Raw genomic sequence first — 14,393 nt, 5'->3', positions numbered from 1 at the left:
CATAGGTGTCACTTTCCTTCAAGACGATAAATTTTCGCCGGCCTATGACCTCTGCTCCAATCGGAGGTTTTGACGTGAAAGAGAATGCAAGACTTGCGGATTTTCTCGGCGGCATGCGGGCGATCGCGCCGCTGATCGCTGCAGTGATCCCGATCGGCCTCGTCTTCGGGGCGGTGGCGGCGACCAAGGGGCTAACCCCGGCCGAAGCCGGGTTGATGAGCACGCTGGTGTTTGCCGGGGGTTCGCAATTCGTGGCAATGGACATCTGGACCCATCCGGCATCCTGGGCGGGCGTCGGCTTCGCCGCATTGCTGGTCAACATCCGCCATGTGCTGATGAGCGCATCGCTCGGCACCAGGATGCAAGGCTTCGGCCCGCGCGAGCGGTATTTCGCGATGCTTTTCCTGGCCGACGAGATCTGGGCGATGGCCGAGTTCCGGGCGAAGGTCGCCCGGCTGACGCCTGCATGGTTTGCCGGCCTGGTGGCACCCTTCTATCTTGCCTGGGTCGTCTCCGGTATCGGCGGGGCGGGGCTTGGCGCATTCCTCGGCGATCCGGTAGTGCTCGGGCTCGATTTTGCCTTTCCCGCGGTCTTCATCGTGCTGGTCATGGGTTTCTGGAAAGGGTCTGAGACCGGCGCCGTCCTGCTGGCAAGCGGTGCTGCCGCTGTCGCTACCCAGCATTTCGTGCCGGGCGTTTGGTACATTGCCGCCGGAGCGGTCGCGGGTCTGCTTACCGCCGTGGTTTCCGGCAACCGCCGCAGCGTGGAGGTGACGTCATGACCGTCGATCTCACGACCCTGCTCGCCATCATTGCCATGGCGGCGGCGACGGCGCTTACCCGCATCAGCGGCCTCATCCTCATTCGCCATGTCTCGCTCGAGGGCAGCCGCCGCAAGGCGATCGAATCGATTCCGCCGGCGGTGCTGATGGCGGTCGTCGCGCCGACGGCATTCGCGACCGGGCCTGCCGAAACAATCGCCTGCGCGGTGACTGCTTTTGCAGCACTTCGCCTCCCGATGCTCGTTTCGGTGGCACTCGGCGTCGTCTCGGTCGCCTCTCTCAGGGCGTTTGGTATCTGAGCCCGCTTTCGGCCTCGACATTGCGCAAAACGGTGGGCTACCGTCGCGGTAAAGTTCGAGGGTGATTTGATGCAGGCACAAGACTATCCGCGCGATCTCATCGGCTACGGCCGCTCCACTCCCGATCCAAAGTGGCCGGGCGGCGCGCATGTCGCCGTTCAGTTCGTGATCAATTACGAGGAGGGCGGCGAGAGTTCCATCCTCGATGGCGACGCTGCTTCCGAATCGCTGCTCTCGGAGATCGTCGGGGCCGCCCCCTGGCCCGGCCAGCGCAACCTCAACATGGAGTCGATCTATGAATACGGCTCTCGCGCCGGCTTCTGGCGGCTCTGGCGCATGTTCACCGAGCTCAAGGTGCAGGCAACCGTCTATGGCGTGACACTTGCCATGGCCCGCAACCCGGAAGCGGTCGCCGCGATGAAGGAGGCGGGCTGGGAAATCGCCAGCCACGGCTATCGCTGGCTGGAATACAAGGATTTTTCCGAGGAGAAGGAACGCGAGCATATCCTTGAGGCGGTGCGCCTTCACACGGAACTCGTCGGCGAGCGGCCCTATGGCATGTACCAGGGCAAACCGTCGGGCAACACGCTTCGGCTGGTGATGGAGGAGGGCGGTTTCCTCTATTCCTCCGATTCCTACGCCGATGATTTGCCCTATTGGGTGCCGGGTCTCGGTGGTAAGCCGTTCCTGATCATTCCCTATACGCTCGAGACCAACGATATGCGGTTTGCGACGCCGCAGGGGTTCAATGCCGGGGATCAGTTCTTCAATTACCTGAAGGATGCCTTCGACGTGCTCTATCAGGAAGGTAAGGAGGGCAGCCCAAAGATGATGTCCGTCGGTCTTCACTGCCGCCTTGTCGGGCGGCCGGGTCGCGCTGCGGCACTGCGGCGCTTCATCGAATATGTGCTCGGCCACGACAAGGTCTGGCTGCCGCGCCGCATCGAGATCGCCCATCATTGGCACCAGCATCACAAGCCGGCAGGCGCGCCATGACTGCGCGGGGAGATTTCATCGCGAAATTCGGCGGCGTTTTCGAGCATTCGCCGTTTATTGCCGAGCGCGCCTACGATGGCGGCCTCGTCTTCGTACCGCTGTCGGCGAAGGGGGTCCATGCCGCGCTGGTCTCGGTTTTCCGCAAGGCGGGCCGCGAGGAGCGGCTGGGTGTGCTGCGCGCCCACCCCGACCTCGCAGGCAGGCTCGCGATCGCCGGAGAATTGACCGAAGACAGTAAAAGGGAGCAGGCGGGTGCGGGGCTCGACCAACTGAGCGCGGAAGAACATGCGCGCTTCACCGAGCTCAACACGGCTTATACGGAAAAATTCGGCTTTCCCTTCATCATCGCGGTCAAGGGCCTCGGCAAGCAAGACATCCTCGCCGCCTTCGAAAAGCGCATCCACAACAGCGTCGAAGAAGAATTCGAAACCGCCGCCGCACAGGTTGAGCGGATCGCGCTGCTGCGGCTGCTTTCGATGCTGCCGGAGGGGTGATGGATGCGGTTCTTTCCTCTAGACCTTGCCTCGCTTATATTGATGACATCAGGAGTGATGCTCTCATGAGACCGTCGGAAGTGTTGGAGAGGAACAGGGAGATTATTCGAGCGATCGTGGCCCGTCGGCAGGTCTTCAACCCGCGTGTCTATGGGTCAGTGCTTTACGGTAGCGACCGTGTGGACAGCGATCTGGACATCTTGGTGGATCCATCGCCGACGACATCGCTCTTTACGCTCGGCGGCCTCCAGGGTGATTTAGAGGAAGCCCTCGGAATTCCGGTAGACGTAAAGGTGCCTGGGGATTTCCCACCCGACATCCGCGCGCGCGTCGTAGCGGAAGCTGCCGCTATATGAGTTCCGAGCGCCTTCAAACACATCTCGACCGCATGATTTTCGCCGGCGAAAAGGCCGTGAAATATGTGCGAGGTATGGATGGGGATGGCTTCCGCGAAAACGAAATCATACAGGATGCGGTCATTGCCAACATCATGGCAATCGGCGAATGCGCGACAAAGATAATGGAGCAGTCCCCGGATTTCGTTGTAGGACATCCCGAGATTCCCTGGCGGGATATCAAGAACATGCGCAACCGTATTGCGCATCAATATTTTCAGCTCGATATCGAAACGGTCTGGCGGACTGTGGATCAGATGATTCCTCAGCTACTCTCGCAACTCCAGGCCGCCCGCCCCAGTGAATAGAAGCACCTTCCATAACGCTTTTCTCCCGATCTTCCGTCCCCTATATTGTCAGTATCAGGAGTGATGCCGTCATGAGACCGTCGGAAGTCTTGGAGAAGAACAGGGAAGCGATCCGGGAAGCGACAAAGCGCTTTAACGCGGCCAATCCGCGTGTCTTCGGCTCGGTGGCCCGCGGCGAGGACGGACCGGAGAGCGATCTCGACATCCTGGTCGACGCACTTCCGGGGACAACGCTGTTCGATCTGGGCGGGCTTCAGGCTACACTCGAGACGCTTCTGAGGATCAGGGTCGACATTGTTACCTCGGGTGGCCTGAAGCCGTCCATGCGGGAACGGATACTGTCGGAAGCGGCCGCTATATGAGCGCGGATCGCCTGAAGGAATATCTCGACCAAATGCGATCGGCCGCGTCTCGGGCCTGCGAATTTATAGATGGCACGACACAGGAAGCCTTTCTCTCCGACGTTCGCACTCAGATGGCGGTGGCGATGGCGCTGGTTTTGATCGGCGAAAGCGCGGCGCGTATCATGATGCATCATCCGGATTTTCCTGTCGATCATCCCGAAATTCCTTGGTCGAAAATGCGGGGAATGCGCAATTTCGTCGTCCATGATTATTACGAGCTTGAGCTTCCCGTTGTCTGGGAAACCGTGCAGACATCTCTCCCGGCGCTGATTTCCAACCTCGATTCCCTCCGCCACTGGCGTGCTCAAGGCGAATAATAAAAGGCTTTTGAATTGACAGATTTTCTCCAGATCCGACCGCTCACGAAGGAAGCCTTTGCGCCCTTCGGGGACGTGATCGAGGCCGATCCTGCGACCATGAAACTCATCAATGGCGGCACGACGGAGCGCTTCCATGCGCTGGCAGCACCCGAGGCAGCGGGCGAGGGCGCGCGGATCATCCTCAGCATATTCCGTGGTCAGCCGCGGCAATTTCCCTACTCCGTCACGATGATGGAACGGCATCCGTTCGGCAGCCAGAGCTTTTCGCCGCTATCGCAACGGCCGTTCCTCGTCGCGGTCTCACAGGATCGGAACGGCAAACCCGATATTCCCCTGATATTCCTGGCGCGAGGAGACCAAGGGGTGAACTATCGTCGGAACGTCTGGCATCATCCGCTGATGGCGGTCGGCACTGCCAGCGATTTCCTGGTTGCCGACCGTGAAGGTCCAGGCAACAATCTCGAAGAATTCTTCTTCGAAACTCCCTATCTGATTGCGGAGCCTAGCCTATGACAGGCCTCACCACCCATGTGCTCGATACCGCCAGCGGCCGGCCTGCCGAAGGGTTGAAAATCGATCTCTACCGGTTGAGCGGTGAGTCCCGCGAGAAGATCAGATCCGTCGCCACCAACGCAGACGGGCGCGTCGACGGCGGGCCGATCCTGATGGGCGAGAGCTTTCTTGCCGGCGAATACGAACTCGTCTTTCACGCGGGCGATTATCTTCGCGCGCAGGGGACGAAGCTTACCGAACCCGCCTTTCTCGACATTGTCCCGATCCGCTTCGGCATCTCCGACACGGCGGCGCATTATCACGTGCCGCTGCTTCTCTCGCCCTATGGTTATTCCACCTACAGGGGAAGCTGATGCGTTTTGCCGCGATCGCCGACATCCATGGAAACTGCGCGGCGTTGCGGGCCGTCCTGGACGACATCGCCTCGATCGGCATCCGCGACATCGTCAATCTCGGCGATTGCTTTAGCGGGCCTTTGGAAGCGGATCGGACCGGCGATCTCCTCTTGCTTCTCGATATGCACGCGGTGCAGACGGTTCGGGGCAATCACGACCGTTATCTTATGGAAACGCCGACCGAGGTGCTTGCACCCTCCGACGCGCATGCCCATGCGCAGCTTGCCGAGCGGCATTTCGACTGGCTGCGCAAATTGCCGTTCAGCATGGTTTATCGTGACGAGGTTTTTCTCTGCCATGCCACGCCACATGAGGATAATGTTTATTGGCTGGAGCAGGTGTCCAGCGACGGGCATGTCTTTCTAAAGCCGCTCTCCGAGATCGACGCAATTGCGGAGGGCGTCGATCAGACTTTGATCCTGTGCGGCCACAGCCATATTCCCCGCGCGGTACAGCTTTCGGACGGCCGCCTCATCGTCAATCCGGGCAGCGTCGGTTGCCCCGCCTATGACGACGACAGGCCGTTCGTTCACAAGGCGGAGACAGGCCACTGCATGGCGTCATACGTCGTCATCGAAAAGACCGCTTCCGGCTGGGTGCCGCAATTCCGCAATGTGCCATATGACCACATGGCGATGTCACGGCTGGCGGCCGAAAACGGTCGTCTCGATTGGGCCACGGCGCTGGCGACGGGCCGGGTGGGCTAGCCGTCCGGCGCAACGTTGCTTTGATTTCGCACACTGAGCCCGCTTGAAGGAGATCGGAAACCATTCGGCAATCCTTGCCCCCGATACTTCTCCTCGATTCGGAAAGTGGAGATGGTCATGGCTCAATCGCGCGCAAAATCGGCTTCACGGCGTAAAGGCGGCAAGCGCTCGTCGGCGGCTTCCGGCTCTTCGCTCCTGCCGTGGGTGGGCGCTCTGGCGGCCGTGGCCGGCGGCATTGCGCTCTATGATAATTCGGCGGCGGCGCGGAGGTTCATTGCCAGTCTGACGGCTGAAAGGCCGGTTCAGGTTGCGGCGAGACCCAATTCCGCCTCCGACAAGCCGGTTCCGCCTAAACCTGTTGCCGCAACCGCTCATCGTCCCGCGACCTCAAAGCCTGCAACACCGCCGGACCAGAGCCATACGGCGGCGATCATCCCGCCGGCACCGATCGGCAAGCCAATCGCCGAGGAGACGCCGAAGGTCGGGGAACCGTCGAAAGCGGACGAGGGGCCTGCCGGTGCCTATCAGGCGAAATTCTATCTCTGCGGAACGGCCAAGCAGGACGATTGCGTCGTCTCGGCGGATCGCTTCGTTTTCCACGGACAGAAGATCCGCCTTGTCGGCATCGAGGTGCCGGACATCAAGAAACCGGCCTGCGAGGCAGAACGCATCAAGGCAAGCGACGCGGAACTGCGGGTGCGCGCCTTTCTTGATTCTGGTCCCTTCGAGCTGGTCACCTGGCAGGGGAACGATTCCGAGATCGACGGCCACAAGCTGAGACAGGTTACCCGCAACGGCATGTCGCTCTCCGATATCCTCGTGCGCGAAGGCCTTGCCCGCAAGCCGGGTGCCAAGGGCGGCTGGTGCTGAGCCGCCCGGTCGCCGATGCAAATCAGAACGGCATGTTAGCCAGGATATTGCGGTCCACCGTCTGAATGTCCCGCTTGCCGCAAAGCGCCATGGTGATATCCATCTCCTTGCGGATGATTTCCAGTGCTGCGGTCACGCCGGGCTTGCCCATGGCGCCGAGGCCGTAGAGGAAAGGCCGGCCGATATAGGTGCCGCGGGCGCCGAGCGCCACGGCCTTCAAGACGTCCTGGCCGGAGCGGATGCCGCTGTCGAAATGCACTTCGATGCGATCGCCCACCGCATCGACGATCCTCGGCAGCATGCTGATGGAGGAAGGGGCGCCGTCGAGCTGGCGGCCGCCATGGTTCGAAACGATGATCGCATCCGCCCCGGTATCGGCAGCAGCGCGCGCATCCTCCTCGTCGAGGATGCCCTTGATGATCAGTTTGCCGCCCCAGAGGTCCTTGATCCAGCGGACGTCTTCCCAGGAAAGTCGCGGGTCGAACTGCTCGGCGGTCCAGGCGCCGAGCGAGGAAAGGTCGGAGACGTTGCTCGCATGGCCGACGATATTGCCGAAACCGCGGCGCTTGGTGCCCAGCATTTCCAGGCACCAGCGCGGCCGGGTCACGAGCTGCAGAGCTGCGTTGAGCGTCGGCTTCGGCGGAGCGGCAAGGCCGTTGCGCAGGTCCTTGTGGCGCTGGCCGAGAATCTGCAGATCGGCGGTGACGACGAGCGCCGAGCACTTGGCAGCCTTGGCGCGACCGATCAGCCGCTCGATGAAGCCACGATCCTTCATCACATAGAGCTGGAACCAGAAGGGTTTCGTCGTCACCGAAGCGACGTCCTCGATCGAGCAGATGCTCATGGTGGAGAGCGTGAAAGGTACGCCGAACTCTTCTGCGGCCTTCGCCGCCAGCATCTCGCCGTCGGCATGCTGCATGCCAGTCATTCCGGTCGGCGCCAGCGCCACGGGCATCGCCGCCTTCTGTCCGATCATGGTGGTTTCCAGCGAGCGATTGGTCATGTCGACGAGCACGCGCTGGCGCAGCTTGATCTTGGCGAAATCGTCCTCGTTCGCCCGGTAGGTTCCTTCGGTCCAGGCGCCGCTGTCGGCATAGTCGAAGAACATTTTCGGGACACGGCGGCGGGCGAGGGTTTTGAGGTCTGCAATGGTCAGCGGCTTGGACATATTTCGCGGTTTCCTCCGGACAGTGCCGGAGAACTACCACATCCGGAACCGGGCGCCAGAGGAATATCCGTCGCAGCCCGGCTTTTCAGCCGACGATTCTCGCCTTCATCGCCTGTCCCGCCACATAGGTCTCGACGACGGCGCGGTCGTCGCCCATGGTCTGCAGCAGGAACAGTTCTTCCGGCAGCGTCTTGACGGTCTCCATGCGCAGTTTCATCGCAGGCGTCGGCGCAGCATCCAGCACCACCAGGTCGGCGTCGGTGCCGGGTTCCAGCGTGCCGATCCGGTCTGTCAGCGACAGCGCCTCGGCGTTGCCGCGGGTCATCAGGTAGAAGCTTTCGAGCGGGTTAAGCCGCTCGCCCAGAAGCTGCTGGATCTTGTAGGCCTCGTCGAGGGTGCGCAGCATCGAATAGCTCGATCCGCCGCCGATATCGGTCGCGACAGCCACGCGCACCGGCTTTTCCCGCCGCATCAGCGATTTCATCGGAAAGAGACCGGAGCCGAGGAAAAGGTTGGAGGTCGGGCAGTGGACGGCGACCGCGCCTGCTTCGGAGAGCACGTCCGCTTCTCGTTCCGAGAGGTGGATAGCATGGCCGAGCAGGGTCTTCTTTCCCAAAAGCCCGTAGCGGGCATAGATATCCGTATAGTCCTTCGCCTCCGGATAGAGTTCGCAGGTGTAGCGGATTTCCTCGTGGTTCTCGGAAAGATGAGTCTGAATGTGGAGGTCCGGGAACTCCTCCGCCAGCGCCTGGGCCGCCTTCATTTGCCCCGGCGTCGAGGTGATCGCGAAGCGCGGCGTAATGGCGACGTGGTTACGGCCCTTGCCGTGCCAGTCGGCGATCACGGCCCGCGTCTCGTCATAGCCCATTTCCGGCGTGTCGAGCAGGCCCTGCGGCGCGTTGCGGTCCATCATCACCTTGCCGCCGACCATGCACATGCCCCGCTTCAGGGCTTCGGCGAAATAGGCATCGGCGGAGGTCTTGTGGACGGAGCAATAGGCGACGGCCGTCGTCGTGCCTTGGCGGATGAGTTCGTCGTAGAAATGGGTGGCGATCCGCGCCGCGTGGTCGCTTTCGACGAACCGGCATTCCTCCGGGAATGTATAGGTGTTCAGCCATTCCAGAAGATTGGCGGCATAGGAGGCGATCACCTGCATCTGCGGGAAATGCATGTGGGTGTCGATAAACCCCGGCAGGATGAGATGCGGCCGGTGGTCGATTTCCTCAATCCCATCCGCCGCCTTTGCCTTGACCGTCGCGTAATCGCCGACGGCTGCAATTTTGCCGCTCTCGATCAAAAGTGCGCCATCGCTTTCATACGCATAGCTTTCGCTATCGGTCAGGGAAAGCGGCGCCCGCTTGAAGGAGAGCAGCCGTCCGCGGATAAGCATCTGGGTCATTGCGATATCGTGCTTTCGTACCAGGCGGTCAGCAGCTTGCGTTCCTCCGGCGAGATGCCGGTAACATTGCCGGGGGGCATGGCATGGCTCCGGCCGGCCTGGATATAGATTTCCCGTGCATGCGCCGCAATCTCCCGGTCCGTCTCCAGCCTGACGGATTTCGGCGTGAAGGAAATGCCTTCCCAGACCGGTTCAGCCGCGTGGCACATCGAACAGCGTGCGAGGACCACGTCCTTTGCGGCGCCGAAATGCGCGTTGGAGGCAAACTTCTGCTCCATCGGAGTTATTGGCGGCGTCATCGATGTCTCGATCTCGCCGGTCAGTACCTTCGGGACAGTCGAAAGCCAGATGATGACGATGAAGATGAGGACCGTCACCAGCCAGGTCCAGGTCGGCTTACCCTTCCTTGCGTGCGTGGTGTTGAACCAGTGCCTTATTGTGACCCCCATCAGGAAGACGAGCGCGGCGATCAACCAGTTGAAGGCGGTCGCAAACGCCAGCGGATAGTGGTTCGACAGCATGAAGAAGATGACGGGCAGCGTCAGGTAGTTGTTGTGAAGCGAGCGCTGCTTGGCGACGAAGCCGTATTTCGGGTCCGGCGTGCGGCCGGCGATCAGGTCCGCCACGACGATCTTCTGGTTGGGAATGATGATGAAAAAGACATTGGCGGACATGATCGTCGCGGTGAAGGCGCCGAGGTGCAGGAAGGCGGCGCGGCCGGTGAAGACCTGGGTGTAACCCCAGGCCATGGCGATCAGCACCACATAAAGTACTGCCATCAGGCCCCAGGTATTGTTGCCGATCGGCGACTTGCAGAGCTGATCGTAGATGATCCAGCCGATTGCCAGCGAGGCCAGCGAGATGAGGATGGCCTGCCAGGGGGCGAGCTCCATCACCGTCGGATCGATCAGGAAGAGGTCGGCGCCGCCATAATAGACGATGCAGAGCATCAGGAAGCCGGAGAGCCAGGTGAAATAGCTCTCGTATTTGAACCACGTCAGATGCTCGGGCATCTCGGCCGGCGCCACCAGATATTTCTGGACATGGTAGAAGCCGCCGCCGTGCACCTGCCACTCTTCGCCATAGACACCGGCCGGCAGGTGCTGCCGTTTTACCAGACCGAGATCCAGCGCGATGAAATAAAAAGACGAACCGATCCAGGCGATCGCGGTAATGACGTGAAACCAGCGGGCGGCAAAGCTCAGCCACTCCCAGGCAACGGCGTATTCATACATTCAGGGTCCCCTTCGATTCCCTTTATTGCCCCCCGGCCCGCCACTCTGCGAAAAAAACGGGAAGGAGGGAAGCGATTATCTGCGGGAACATTTTTGTTCCTCTCGACGGAACTCACGTCGGTGACTCCGAGTTCTCACCTGCGCGTGATCTTAAGATGACCATTTTCGAATGTATTAATTGTGCATTGCGGAATATCGGAATGGCCGGCTAGGCCGACTCACGTAATGTGACAAATGCAAGTCAACCGGCGAGGTCCGGGTATTGCGTGAAAAGCTCGCCGGAGATGGCATCATCAACGGAGACTAAGCTCATGCGTGGTATTCTGACAGGTGTGATGATTGCGTTTGTATCCTGCGTTGAGGCCGGCACGGCAACCGCCCACGAGGCCCATAGCCCAACCGGCGTCACCTGGAAATATGACGGCTTCTGCTGCAATGGAGACAACCATACCGGCGACTGCCAGATGATCTCGACGAAGAACGTCAAGGTTACGAAAGGCGGCTATGAGATCTCGCTTGGTCCCGGCGACCACAGGCTGATCACCAGGCCGCACCATTTCTCGCTGAAACAGAGCCAGGCGCGGCGCAGCTATGATGAGGAATATCATCTCTGCCTGTATCCGACCGAGGATACGCTTCGCTGTTTCTATGCGCCGGACATGAGTTACTGAGGCCGCCGAAAACGGCCAGACGGTTTTCCCTCCGGAGGTGCGGCGGATAGGAAACCGGCTGCTAACCTTCGGTGCCCGGCATGGTTTTGAGCAGAAAGTCACGAAAGGCGCGGATTTTTCGGGAGTTCCTGCGCGCCTCCGGATAGGCGATCCAATAGTCGCTGCCGTCATGGCCCAGAATGTCGAACGGCTGGATCAGTCGCCCGAGGGCGATATCGGCGGTATAAAATTCCGGATGCAGAATCGCCACGCCCTGACCGGCGATCGCGGCGGATGCCTCGAAGGCCTGCGCGCCGAATCTGCTGACCGGCCGACCGGTGAGATCCACATCCGGCAGGCCGGCTGCGGCAAACCAGACCGGCCACCACGGATCGCCCGGATCGATTATCCTGAGTTTGAGGATATCCTCAGGCGTTTTCACCCCACCGATCGTCGCGGCCAAAGCCGGGCTCAGCATCGGCGTAAAATGATTATGCATCAGAAAATGCGTGCGTAAGCCAGGCCATTCGCCCTTTCCGCTGCGGATCGCTATGTCCGCCTGGGTGCGCGAGAAATCGACCATCTCCTGCGATGTCTCCAGTCTCACGGCAATGCCGGGATTTTCGAGCTGGAACGTGCCGAGATGCCGCGCCAGCCATTGCGCGGCGAAAGTAGCTGTCGAATGGACGATCAGCGTGCTTTCCGCCGCGTTGCTGAGGCTCGCAACGGCGCTTTCCATGATCGCGAAGGCTTCCGTGAGCCTCGGCGCCAGCCGCTCGCCGGCCTCGGTCAACGTGACTTGCCGCGGACGGCGCAGGAAAAGCTGTTCCTTCAGTGTGTCTTCCAGAAGCTTGATCTGATAGCTGACGGCGGTCTGCGTCAGCCCCAGTTCCTCGCCGGCCTTGGTGAAGCTCATCTGCCGCGCGGCGGATTCGAAGACCCGCAAGGCGTTTAACGGGAACTGTTTCGACATCTTCATGGATGAGTTCTCTTGATGCATAGATACGGTTATTCGATTGGATAACCGCCGATCCCGAGCGCACATTACCTCCACAGCGAACCTATGGAAACGGATTTATCCCGTTGGAGGTCAACAATGTTTTCCATAACCCACATGCATTTCGGGCGGCTTCTGCCGCATGTCTCTCTGGCTGAACTGTTCCATCGCTTGCTCCGGAAGCATCAAGACAGCGTCGATATGGAAGAGATGCCGGAAAGCTGGCAGCGGGATATCGGCATGCTGGACGGACGGGACCGGCGAGGTGCGCCGGAAGAAGGCTCATTCAAAGCGGCGCGGACGATCTATACTCAACGAAGCCTGTAGGCGATGCGAAGAGCGTCAGGCCAACGGCGGGGCGAGCTGGCCCGGCGCCAGTGCCAGTTCACGGGCTACGGCCGCCTGGATCCAGGCGGCGAAGGCCTTGACCTTTGCCGCATTCTTGCGCCCAGGCGGATAACAAAGCCAATAGGTCTTGGTATCGCTGAGGGCGAGATCGAAAGGCTGCACGAGGCGACCCGAGGCAAGTTCGGCCTTGAACAGGAAGGGGCTGAGCATGGCAACGCCATGGCCGGCGATTGCGGCATTCGCTTCCAGGTCCAGCGCCCCATATGCATCGAGCTGCATCTGCCTGATGCCGATAGGATCAAGGCCGACGGCCTGGAACCAGTCGTTCCACAGCCCCTTGCCGTTCGAAATCCACGGCGGCTTCATCAGGTCGGCGGGCGTCTCGATGCCGCCGACGCTTTCGGCGAGTTGCGGATTGAGCATGGGCGCATAGGTTAGGCGCAATATCGGATGGCAGATCAAGCCGTCCCAAGGGTTTGCCCCAATGCGGATCGCCACATCGGTCGGTTGCGGATATTGCCCGTCGTGGGCATCGCTGCGCACCAGCCGCACGGCGATATGCGGATGTTCGAGCTGGAATTCGCCGATATGCCGTGCCAGCCAGTGAGAGGCGAAGGTCGGCGGGGAGTGGATTTCCAATGTCTCCTCCGTCGTGCCGCGCGCTTCCTGCATCGCTTCAGACAAAAGGGAAAAAGCCTCGGCTACTTTCGGCAGGAGATTGCGGCCGGTTTCCGTCAGCTGCAGCGCCCGCGGCTTGCGGAGGAATACCGCGTCGCCGAGATAGTCTTCGAGCAGTTTGATCTGGTAGCTGACCGCGGTCTGGGTCATGCCGAGCTCTTCCGCCGCGCGGGTGAAATTTTGAAGGCGCGCGACCACCTCGAAAACCCTAAGTGCATTCAGCGGAAAACGGCGCGACAATTTCATCAGGAGGCTTTCATCGATAAGCTCTCTTTATCGCTGCCCACTGTAATTGAATTGGAAATCCCCGGCAATCCGGGGCATTCATGATCTCGCGCAACCAATATTATTGATCGATGTGGAGCAGACCATGCTGTCCGCAAACGCTAAAGCCGTGTCTCTTGCACCCGGCCCCCTGCAATCCAATGGCTTTGATGGCGCTTGGCGTGCCTTCGGCCGGTTCCTCTCTCGTCTCGTCATGCGCGGTCCGCGGCGAGTGCCCGACTTGCCGGCTGATCTGTGCGGCGATGTCGGATTTGCCGACAGCCTGCCCCTCGATCGCGAAACCGCCTTCTGGGATGCTAGACAGCGTTCAAACGCTCGGGACCTGCCGCTTTGAGGCGGTTTCCTCCAGCGCGGCGTGGGTCTCCAGCAGTTCAGCTGCGACCATCGCTGCGATGACGGCGGGCCGCTTGTCCTTCACCGCATTGCCGCCGATCGGCAGGATGAGATGGGAAAGCATCGCCTCGTTGCCGCCCTCACGCTTCAGCCAATGGGAGAATGTCGCGCGCTTGGTAAGCGAGCCGATCATGCCGACATAGGCGAGGTCGGGACGCGAAAGAGCCTCTTTGGCGATCAGGAAATCCAGCGCGTGATCGTGGGTAAGGATGATCGCTGCACCGCCGGCTGGGATCTTCTTCACCAAGGTTTCCGGCATGGCGGTCAGATGCGTTTCCGTTCCCGCCGGCAGATCCTCGAGGGCTTCGGGCCGCGTCTCGACGACGGTCACGGCGAAGGGCAGGGGTGCCAGCGCGCTGGCGAGCGCCTGACCGACATGACCTGCACCGAAGATGAAGACCGAGGGGCGCTGCTCCAGTTTGCCTCGCATTCGCGCCTCCAGCGCGTCGGCCAGCGCCTGGGACATCGGCGTAAAGGCAAGCCGCGTGCGTCCGCCGCAGCACTGGCCGATTTCCGGGCCAAGCGGGATATCCATCACGCTCTCGCCGCCGCCGCCAAGCATCGCACGGGCATTGTCGATCGCCATGTATTCGAACTGGCCGCCGCCGATCGTGCCCCAGATCGCTTTCTCGGCCACCAGCATGAAGGTGCCGGCCTCACGCGGCGTCGACCCCTTCGCCTGCGCGATCTCGACCAGCACGCAGGCGGGATGAGCGGCGATGAATGAGGCGAGGCGAAAGTCTGTCGTCATGGTCTC

The 14,393-nt window shown here is 61.0% G+C and carries 20 protein-coding genes; 14 read left to right on the top strand and 6 right to left on the bottom strand.

Features of this window, described 5'->3' with window-relative positions; all coding sequences use genetic code 11:
* Positions 1–44: 44 nt before the first annotated feature.
* The 12 genes from EDE09_RS04745 (at position 45) to EDE09_RS04690 (ending at position 6,483) form a co-directional block, all read left to right on the top strand.
* Positions 45–782, top strand: a complete 738-nt coding sequence (locus EDE09_RS04745) for an AzlC family ABC transporter permease (protein WP_132409215.1) — start codon at positions 45–47, stop codon at positions 780–782.
* Positions 779–1,081, top strand: a complete 303-nt coding sequence (locus EDE09_RS04740) for an AzlD domain-containing protein (RefSeq protein WP_132409213.1) — start codon at positions 779–781, stop codon at positions 1,079–1,081. Before EDE09_RS04745 ends, EDE09_RS04740 begins: the two co-directional genes overlap by 4 nt.
* A gap of 69 nt (positions 1,082–1,150) precedes the next feature.
* Positions 1,151–2,077 (top strand): allantoinase PuuE, encoded by a 927-nt coding sequence (gene puuE, locus EDE09_RS04735; protein WP_132409211.1) that lies wholly within the window; start codon positions 1,151–1,153, stop codon positions 2,075–2,077.
* Positions 2,074–2,571, top strand: a complete 498-nt coding sequence (uraD, locus tag EDE09_RS04730) for a 2-oxo-4-hydroxy-4-carboxy-5-ureidoimidazoline decarboxylase (RefSeq protein WP_132409209.1) — start codon at positions 2,074–2,076, stop codon at positions 2,569–2,571. The genes puuE and uraD overlap by 4 nt, the downstream gene beginning before the upstream one ends.
* 65 nt (positions 2,572–2,636) lie before the next feature.
* Positions 2,637–2,927: a nucleotidyltransferase domain-containing protein gene (locus tag EDE09_RS04725; RefSeq protein WP_105374052.1), complete on the top strand. Its 291-nt coding sequence runs from the start codon at positions 2,637–2,639 to the stop codon at positions 2,925–2,927.
* The gene (locus tag EDE09_RS04720; protein WP_132409207.1) at positions 2,924–3,274 is read left to right on the top strand and encodes a HepT-like ribonuclease domain-containing protein; all 351 of its coding nucleotides are present in this window, start codon (positions 2,924–2,926) and stop codon (positions 3,272–3,274) included. Before EDE09_RS04725 ends, EDE09_RS04720 begins: the two co-directional genes overlap by 4 nt.
* Positions 3,275–3,345: 71 nt before the next feature.
* On the top strand, positions 3,346–3,636 hold the full coding sequence (locus EDE09_RS04715; RefSeq protein WP_132409205.1) for a nucleotidyltransferase family protein: 291 nt from the start codon (positions 3,346–3,348) through the stop codon (positions 3,634–3,636).
* On the top strand, positions 3,633–3,995 hold the full coding sequence (locus tag EDE09_RS04710; protein WP_105373992.1) for a DUF86 domain-containing protein: 363 nt from the start codon (positions 3,633–3,635) through the stop codon (positions 3,993–3,995). Before EDE09_RS04715 ends, EDE09_RS04710 begins: the two co-directional genes overlap by 4 nt.
* Before the next feature lie 15 nt (positions 3,996–4,010).
* Complete coding sequence (locus tag EDE09_RS04705) at positions 4,011–4,511, top strand: ureidoglycolate lyase (RefSeq protein ID WP_132409203.1); 501 nt, start codon at positions 4,011–4,013, stop codon at positions 4,509–4,511.
* Positions 4,508–4,864, top strand: a complete 357-nt coding sequence (uraH, locus tag EDE09_RS04700) for a hydroxyisourate hydrolase (protein ID WP_132409201.1) — start codon at positions 4,508–4,510, stop codon at positions 4,862–4,864. Before EDE09_RS04705 ends, uraH begins: the two co-directional genes overlap by 4 nt.
* Complete coding sequence (locus EDE09_RS04695; RefSeq protein WP_132409199.1) at positions 4,864–5,613, top strand: metallophosphoesterase family protein; 750 nt, start codon at positions 4,864–4,866, stop codon at positions 5,611–5,613. Before uraH ends, EDE09_RS04695 begins: the two co-directional genes overlap by 1 nt.
* A 117-nt stretch (positions 5,614–5,730) precedes the next feature.
* A complete protein-coding gene (locus tag EDE09_RS04690) occupies positions 5,731–6,483 on the top strand; it encodes a hypothetical protein (protein WP_132409197.1) in 753 nt (250 codons plus the stop codon).
* A 22-nt stretch (positions 6,484–6,505) separates the two neighbouring features.
* Here the strand turns inward: EDE09_RS04690 and EDE09_RS04685 are convergent, their stop codons facing one another.
* The 3 genes from EDE09_RS04685 to puuD all read right to left on the bottom strand — a co-directional run bounded on the left by EDE09_RS04685 (position 6,506) and on the right by puuD (position 10,285).
* Entirely contained in the window at positions 6,506–7,651 is a 1,146-nt protein-coding gene (locus tag EDE09_RS04685) for an alpha-hydroxy acid oxidase (RefSeq protein ID WP_105373997.1), read from the bottom strand.
* A gap of 85 nt (positions 7,652–7,736) precedes the next feature.
* Positions 7,737–9,050 carry a guanine deaminase gene (guaD, locus tag EDE09_RS04680; RefSeq protein ID WP_132409195.1) on the bottom strand — a complete coding sequence of 438 codons (1,314 nt, stop codon included), beginning with the start codon at positions 9,048–9,050 and terminating at the stop codon, positions 7,737–7,739.
* Positions 9,047–10,285 carry a urate hydroxylase PuuD gene (gene puuD / locus EDE09_RS04675; RefSeq protein ID WP_132409193.1) on the bottom strand — a complete coding sequence of 413 codons (1,239 nt, stop codon included), beginning with the start codon at positions 10,283–10,285 and terminating at the stop codon, positions 9,047–9,049. The genes guaD and puuD overlap by 4 nt, the downstream gene beginning before the upstream one ends.
* Before the next feature lie 311 nt (positions 10,286–10,596).
* Here puuD and EDE09_RS04670 point away from each other — a divergent pair, with 311 nt between their 5' ends.
* Positions 10,597–10,956 carry a hypothetical protein gene (locus EDE09_RS04670; RefSeq protein ID WP_132409191.1) on the top strand — a complete coding sequence of 120 codons (360 nt, stop codon included), beginning with the start codon at positions 10,597–10,599 and terminating at the stop codon, positions 10,954–10,956.
* Positions 10,957–11,017: 61 nt separating this feature from the next.
* Here the strand turns inward: EDE09_RS04670 and EDE09_RS04665 are convergent, their stop codons facing one another.
* Positions 11,018–11,935, bottom strand: a complete 918-nt coding sequence (locus EDE09_RS04665; protein ID WP_112800442.1) for a LysR substrate-binding domain-containing protein — start codon at positions 11,933–11,935, stop codon at positions 11,018–11,020.
* A gap of 96 nt (positions 11,936–12,031) precedes the next feature.
* On the opposite strand from EDE09_RS04665, the gene EDE09_RS04660 reads away from it, so the two are divergent.
* Complete coding sequence (locus EDE09_RS04660) at positions 12,032–12,259, top strand: hypothetical protein (RefSeq protein ID WP_112800441.1); 228 nt, start codon at positions 12,032–12,034, stop codon at positions 12,257–12,259.
* Positions 12,260–12,274: 15 nt separating this feature from the next.
* Here EDE09_RS04660 and EDE09_RS04655 read toward each other — a convergent pair whose 3' ends face one another.
* Positions 12,275–13,204: a LysR substrate-binding domain-containing protein gene (locus EDE09_RS04655; protein WP_112800440.1), complete on the bottom strand. Its 930-nt coding sequence runs from the start codon at positions 13,202–13,204 to the stop codon at positions 12,275–12,277.
* Between the two features lie 346 nt (positions 13,205–13,550).
* On the bottom strand, positions 13,551–14,387 hold the full coding sequence (xdhC, locus tag EDE09_RS04650; protein ID WP_132409189.1) for a xanthine dehydrogenase accessory protein XdhC: 837 nt from the start codon (positions 14,385–14,387) through the stop codon (positions 13,551–13,553).
* Between the last annotated feature and the right edge of the window lie 6 nt (positions 14,388–14,393).

It is taken from the genome of Neorhizobium sp. S3-V5DH (genome assembly GCF_004343065.1).
In the GTDB taxonomy this organism is placed as follows: domain Bacteria; phylum Pseudomonadota; class Alphaproteobacteria; order Rhizobiales; family Rhizobiaceae; genus Neorhizobium; species Neorhizobium huautlense.
This window is presented reverse-complemented; position numbering and strand designations above follow the sequence as displayed.

Coding starts and splice junctions, on each gene's coding strand:
- EDE09_RS04745 (WP_132409215.1), top strand. CDS start 45: ATGACCTCTGCTCCAATCGGAGGTTTTGACGTGAAAGAGAATGCAAGA.
- EDE09_RS04740 (WP_132409213.1), top strand. CDS start 779: ATGACCGTCGATCTCACGACCCTGCTCGCCATCATTGCCATGGCGGCG.
- puuE (WP_132409211.1), top strand. CDS start 1,151: ATGCAGGCACAAGACTATCCGCGCGATCTCATCGGCTACGGCCGCTCC.
- uraD (WP_132409209.1), top strand. CDS start 2,074: ATGACTGCGCGGGGAGATTTCATCGCGAAATTCGGCGGCGTTTTCGAG.
- EDE09_RS04725 (WP_105374052.1), top strand. CDS start 2,637: ATGAGACCGTCGGAAGTGTTGGAGAGGAACAGGGAGATTATTCGAGCG.
- EDE09_RS04720 (WP_132409207.1), top strand. CDS start 2,924: ATGAGTTCCGAGCGCCTTCAAACACATCTCGACCGCATGATTTTCGCC.
- EDE09_RS04715 (WP_132409205.1), top strand. CDS start 3,346: ATGAGACCGTCGGAAGTCTTGGAGAAGAACAGGGAAGCGATCCGGGAA.
- EDE09_RS04710 (WP_105373992.1), top strand. CDS start 3,633: ATGAGCGCGGATCGCCTGAAGGAATATCTCGACCAAATGCGATCGGCC.
- uraH (WP_132409201.1), top strand. CDS start 4,508: ATGACAGGCCTCACCACCCATGTGCTCGATACCGCCAGCGGCCGGCCT.
- EDE09_RS04695 (WP_132409199.1), top strand. CDS start 4,864: ATGCGTTTTGCCGCGATCGCCGACATCCATGGAAACTGCGCGGCGTTG.
- EDE09_RS04690 (WP_132409197.1), top strand. CDS start 5,731: ATGGCTCAATCGCGCGCAAAATCGGCTTCACGGCGTAAAGGCGGCAAG.
- EDE09_RS04685 (WP_105373997.1), bottom strand. CDS start 7,651: ATGTCCAAGCCGCTGACCATTGCAGACCTCAAAACCCTCGCCCGCCGC.
- guaD (WP_132409195.1), bottom strand. CDS start 9,050: ATGACCCAGATGCTTATCCGCGGACGGCTGCTCTCCTTCAAGCGGGCG.
- puuD (WP_132409193.1), bottom strand. CDS start 10,285: ATGTATGAATACGCCGTTGCCTGGGAGTGGCTGAGCTTTGCCGCCCGC.
- EDE09_RS04670 (WP_132409191.1), top strand. CDS start 10,597: ATGCGTGGTATTCTGACAGGTGTGATGATTGCGTTTGTATCCTGCGTT.
- EDE09_RS04665 (WP_112800442.1), bottom strand. CDS start 11,935: ATGCATCAAGAGAACTCATCCATGAAGATGTCGAAACAGTTCCCGTTA.
- EDE09_RS04660 (WP_112800441.1), top strand. CDS start 12,032: ATGTTTTCCATAACCCACATGCATTTCGGGCGGCTTCTGCCGCATGTC.
- EDE09_RS04655 (WP_112800440.1), bottom strand. CDS start 13,204: ATGAAATTGTCGCGCCGTTTTCCGCTGAATGCACTTAGGGTTTTCGAG.
- xdhC (WP_132409189.1), bottom strand. CDS start 14,387: ATGACGACAGACTTTCGCCTCGCCTCATTCATCGCCGCTCATCCCGCC.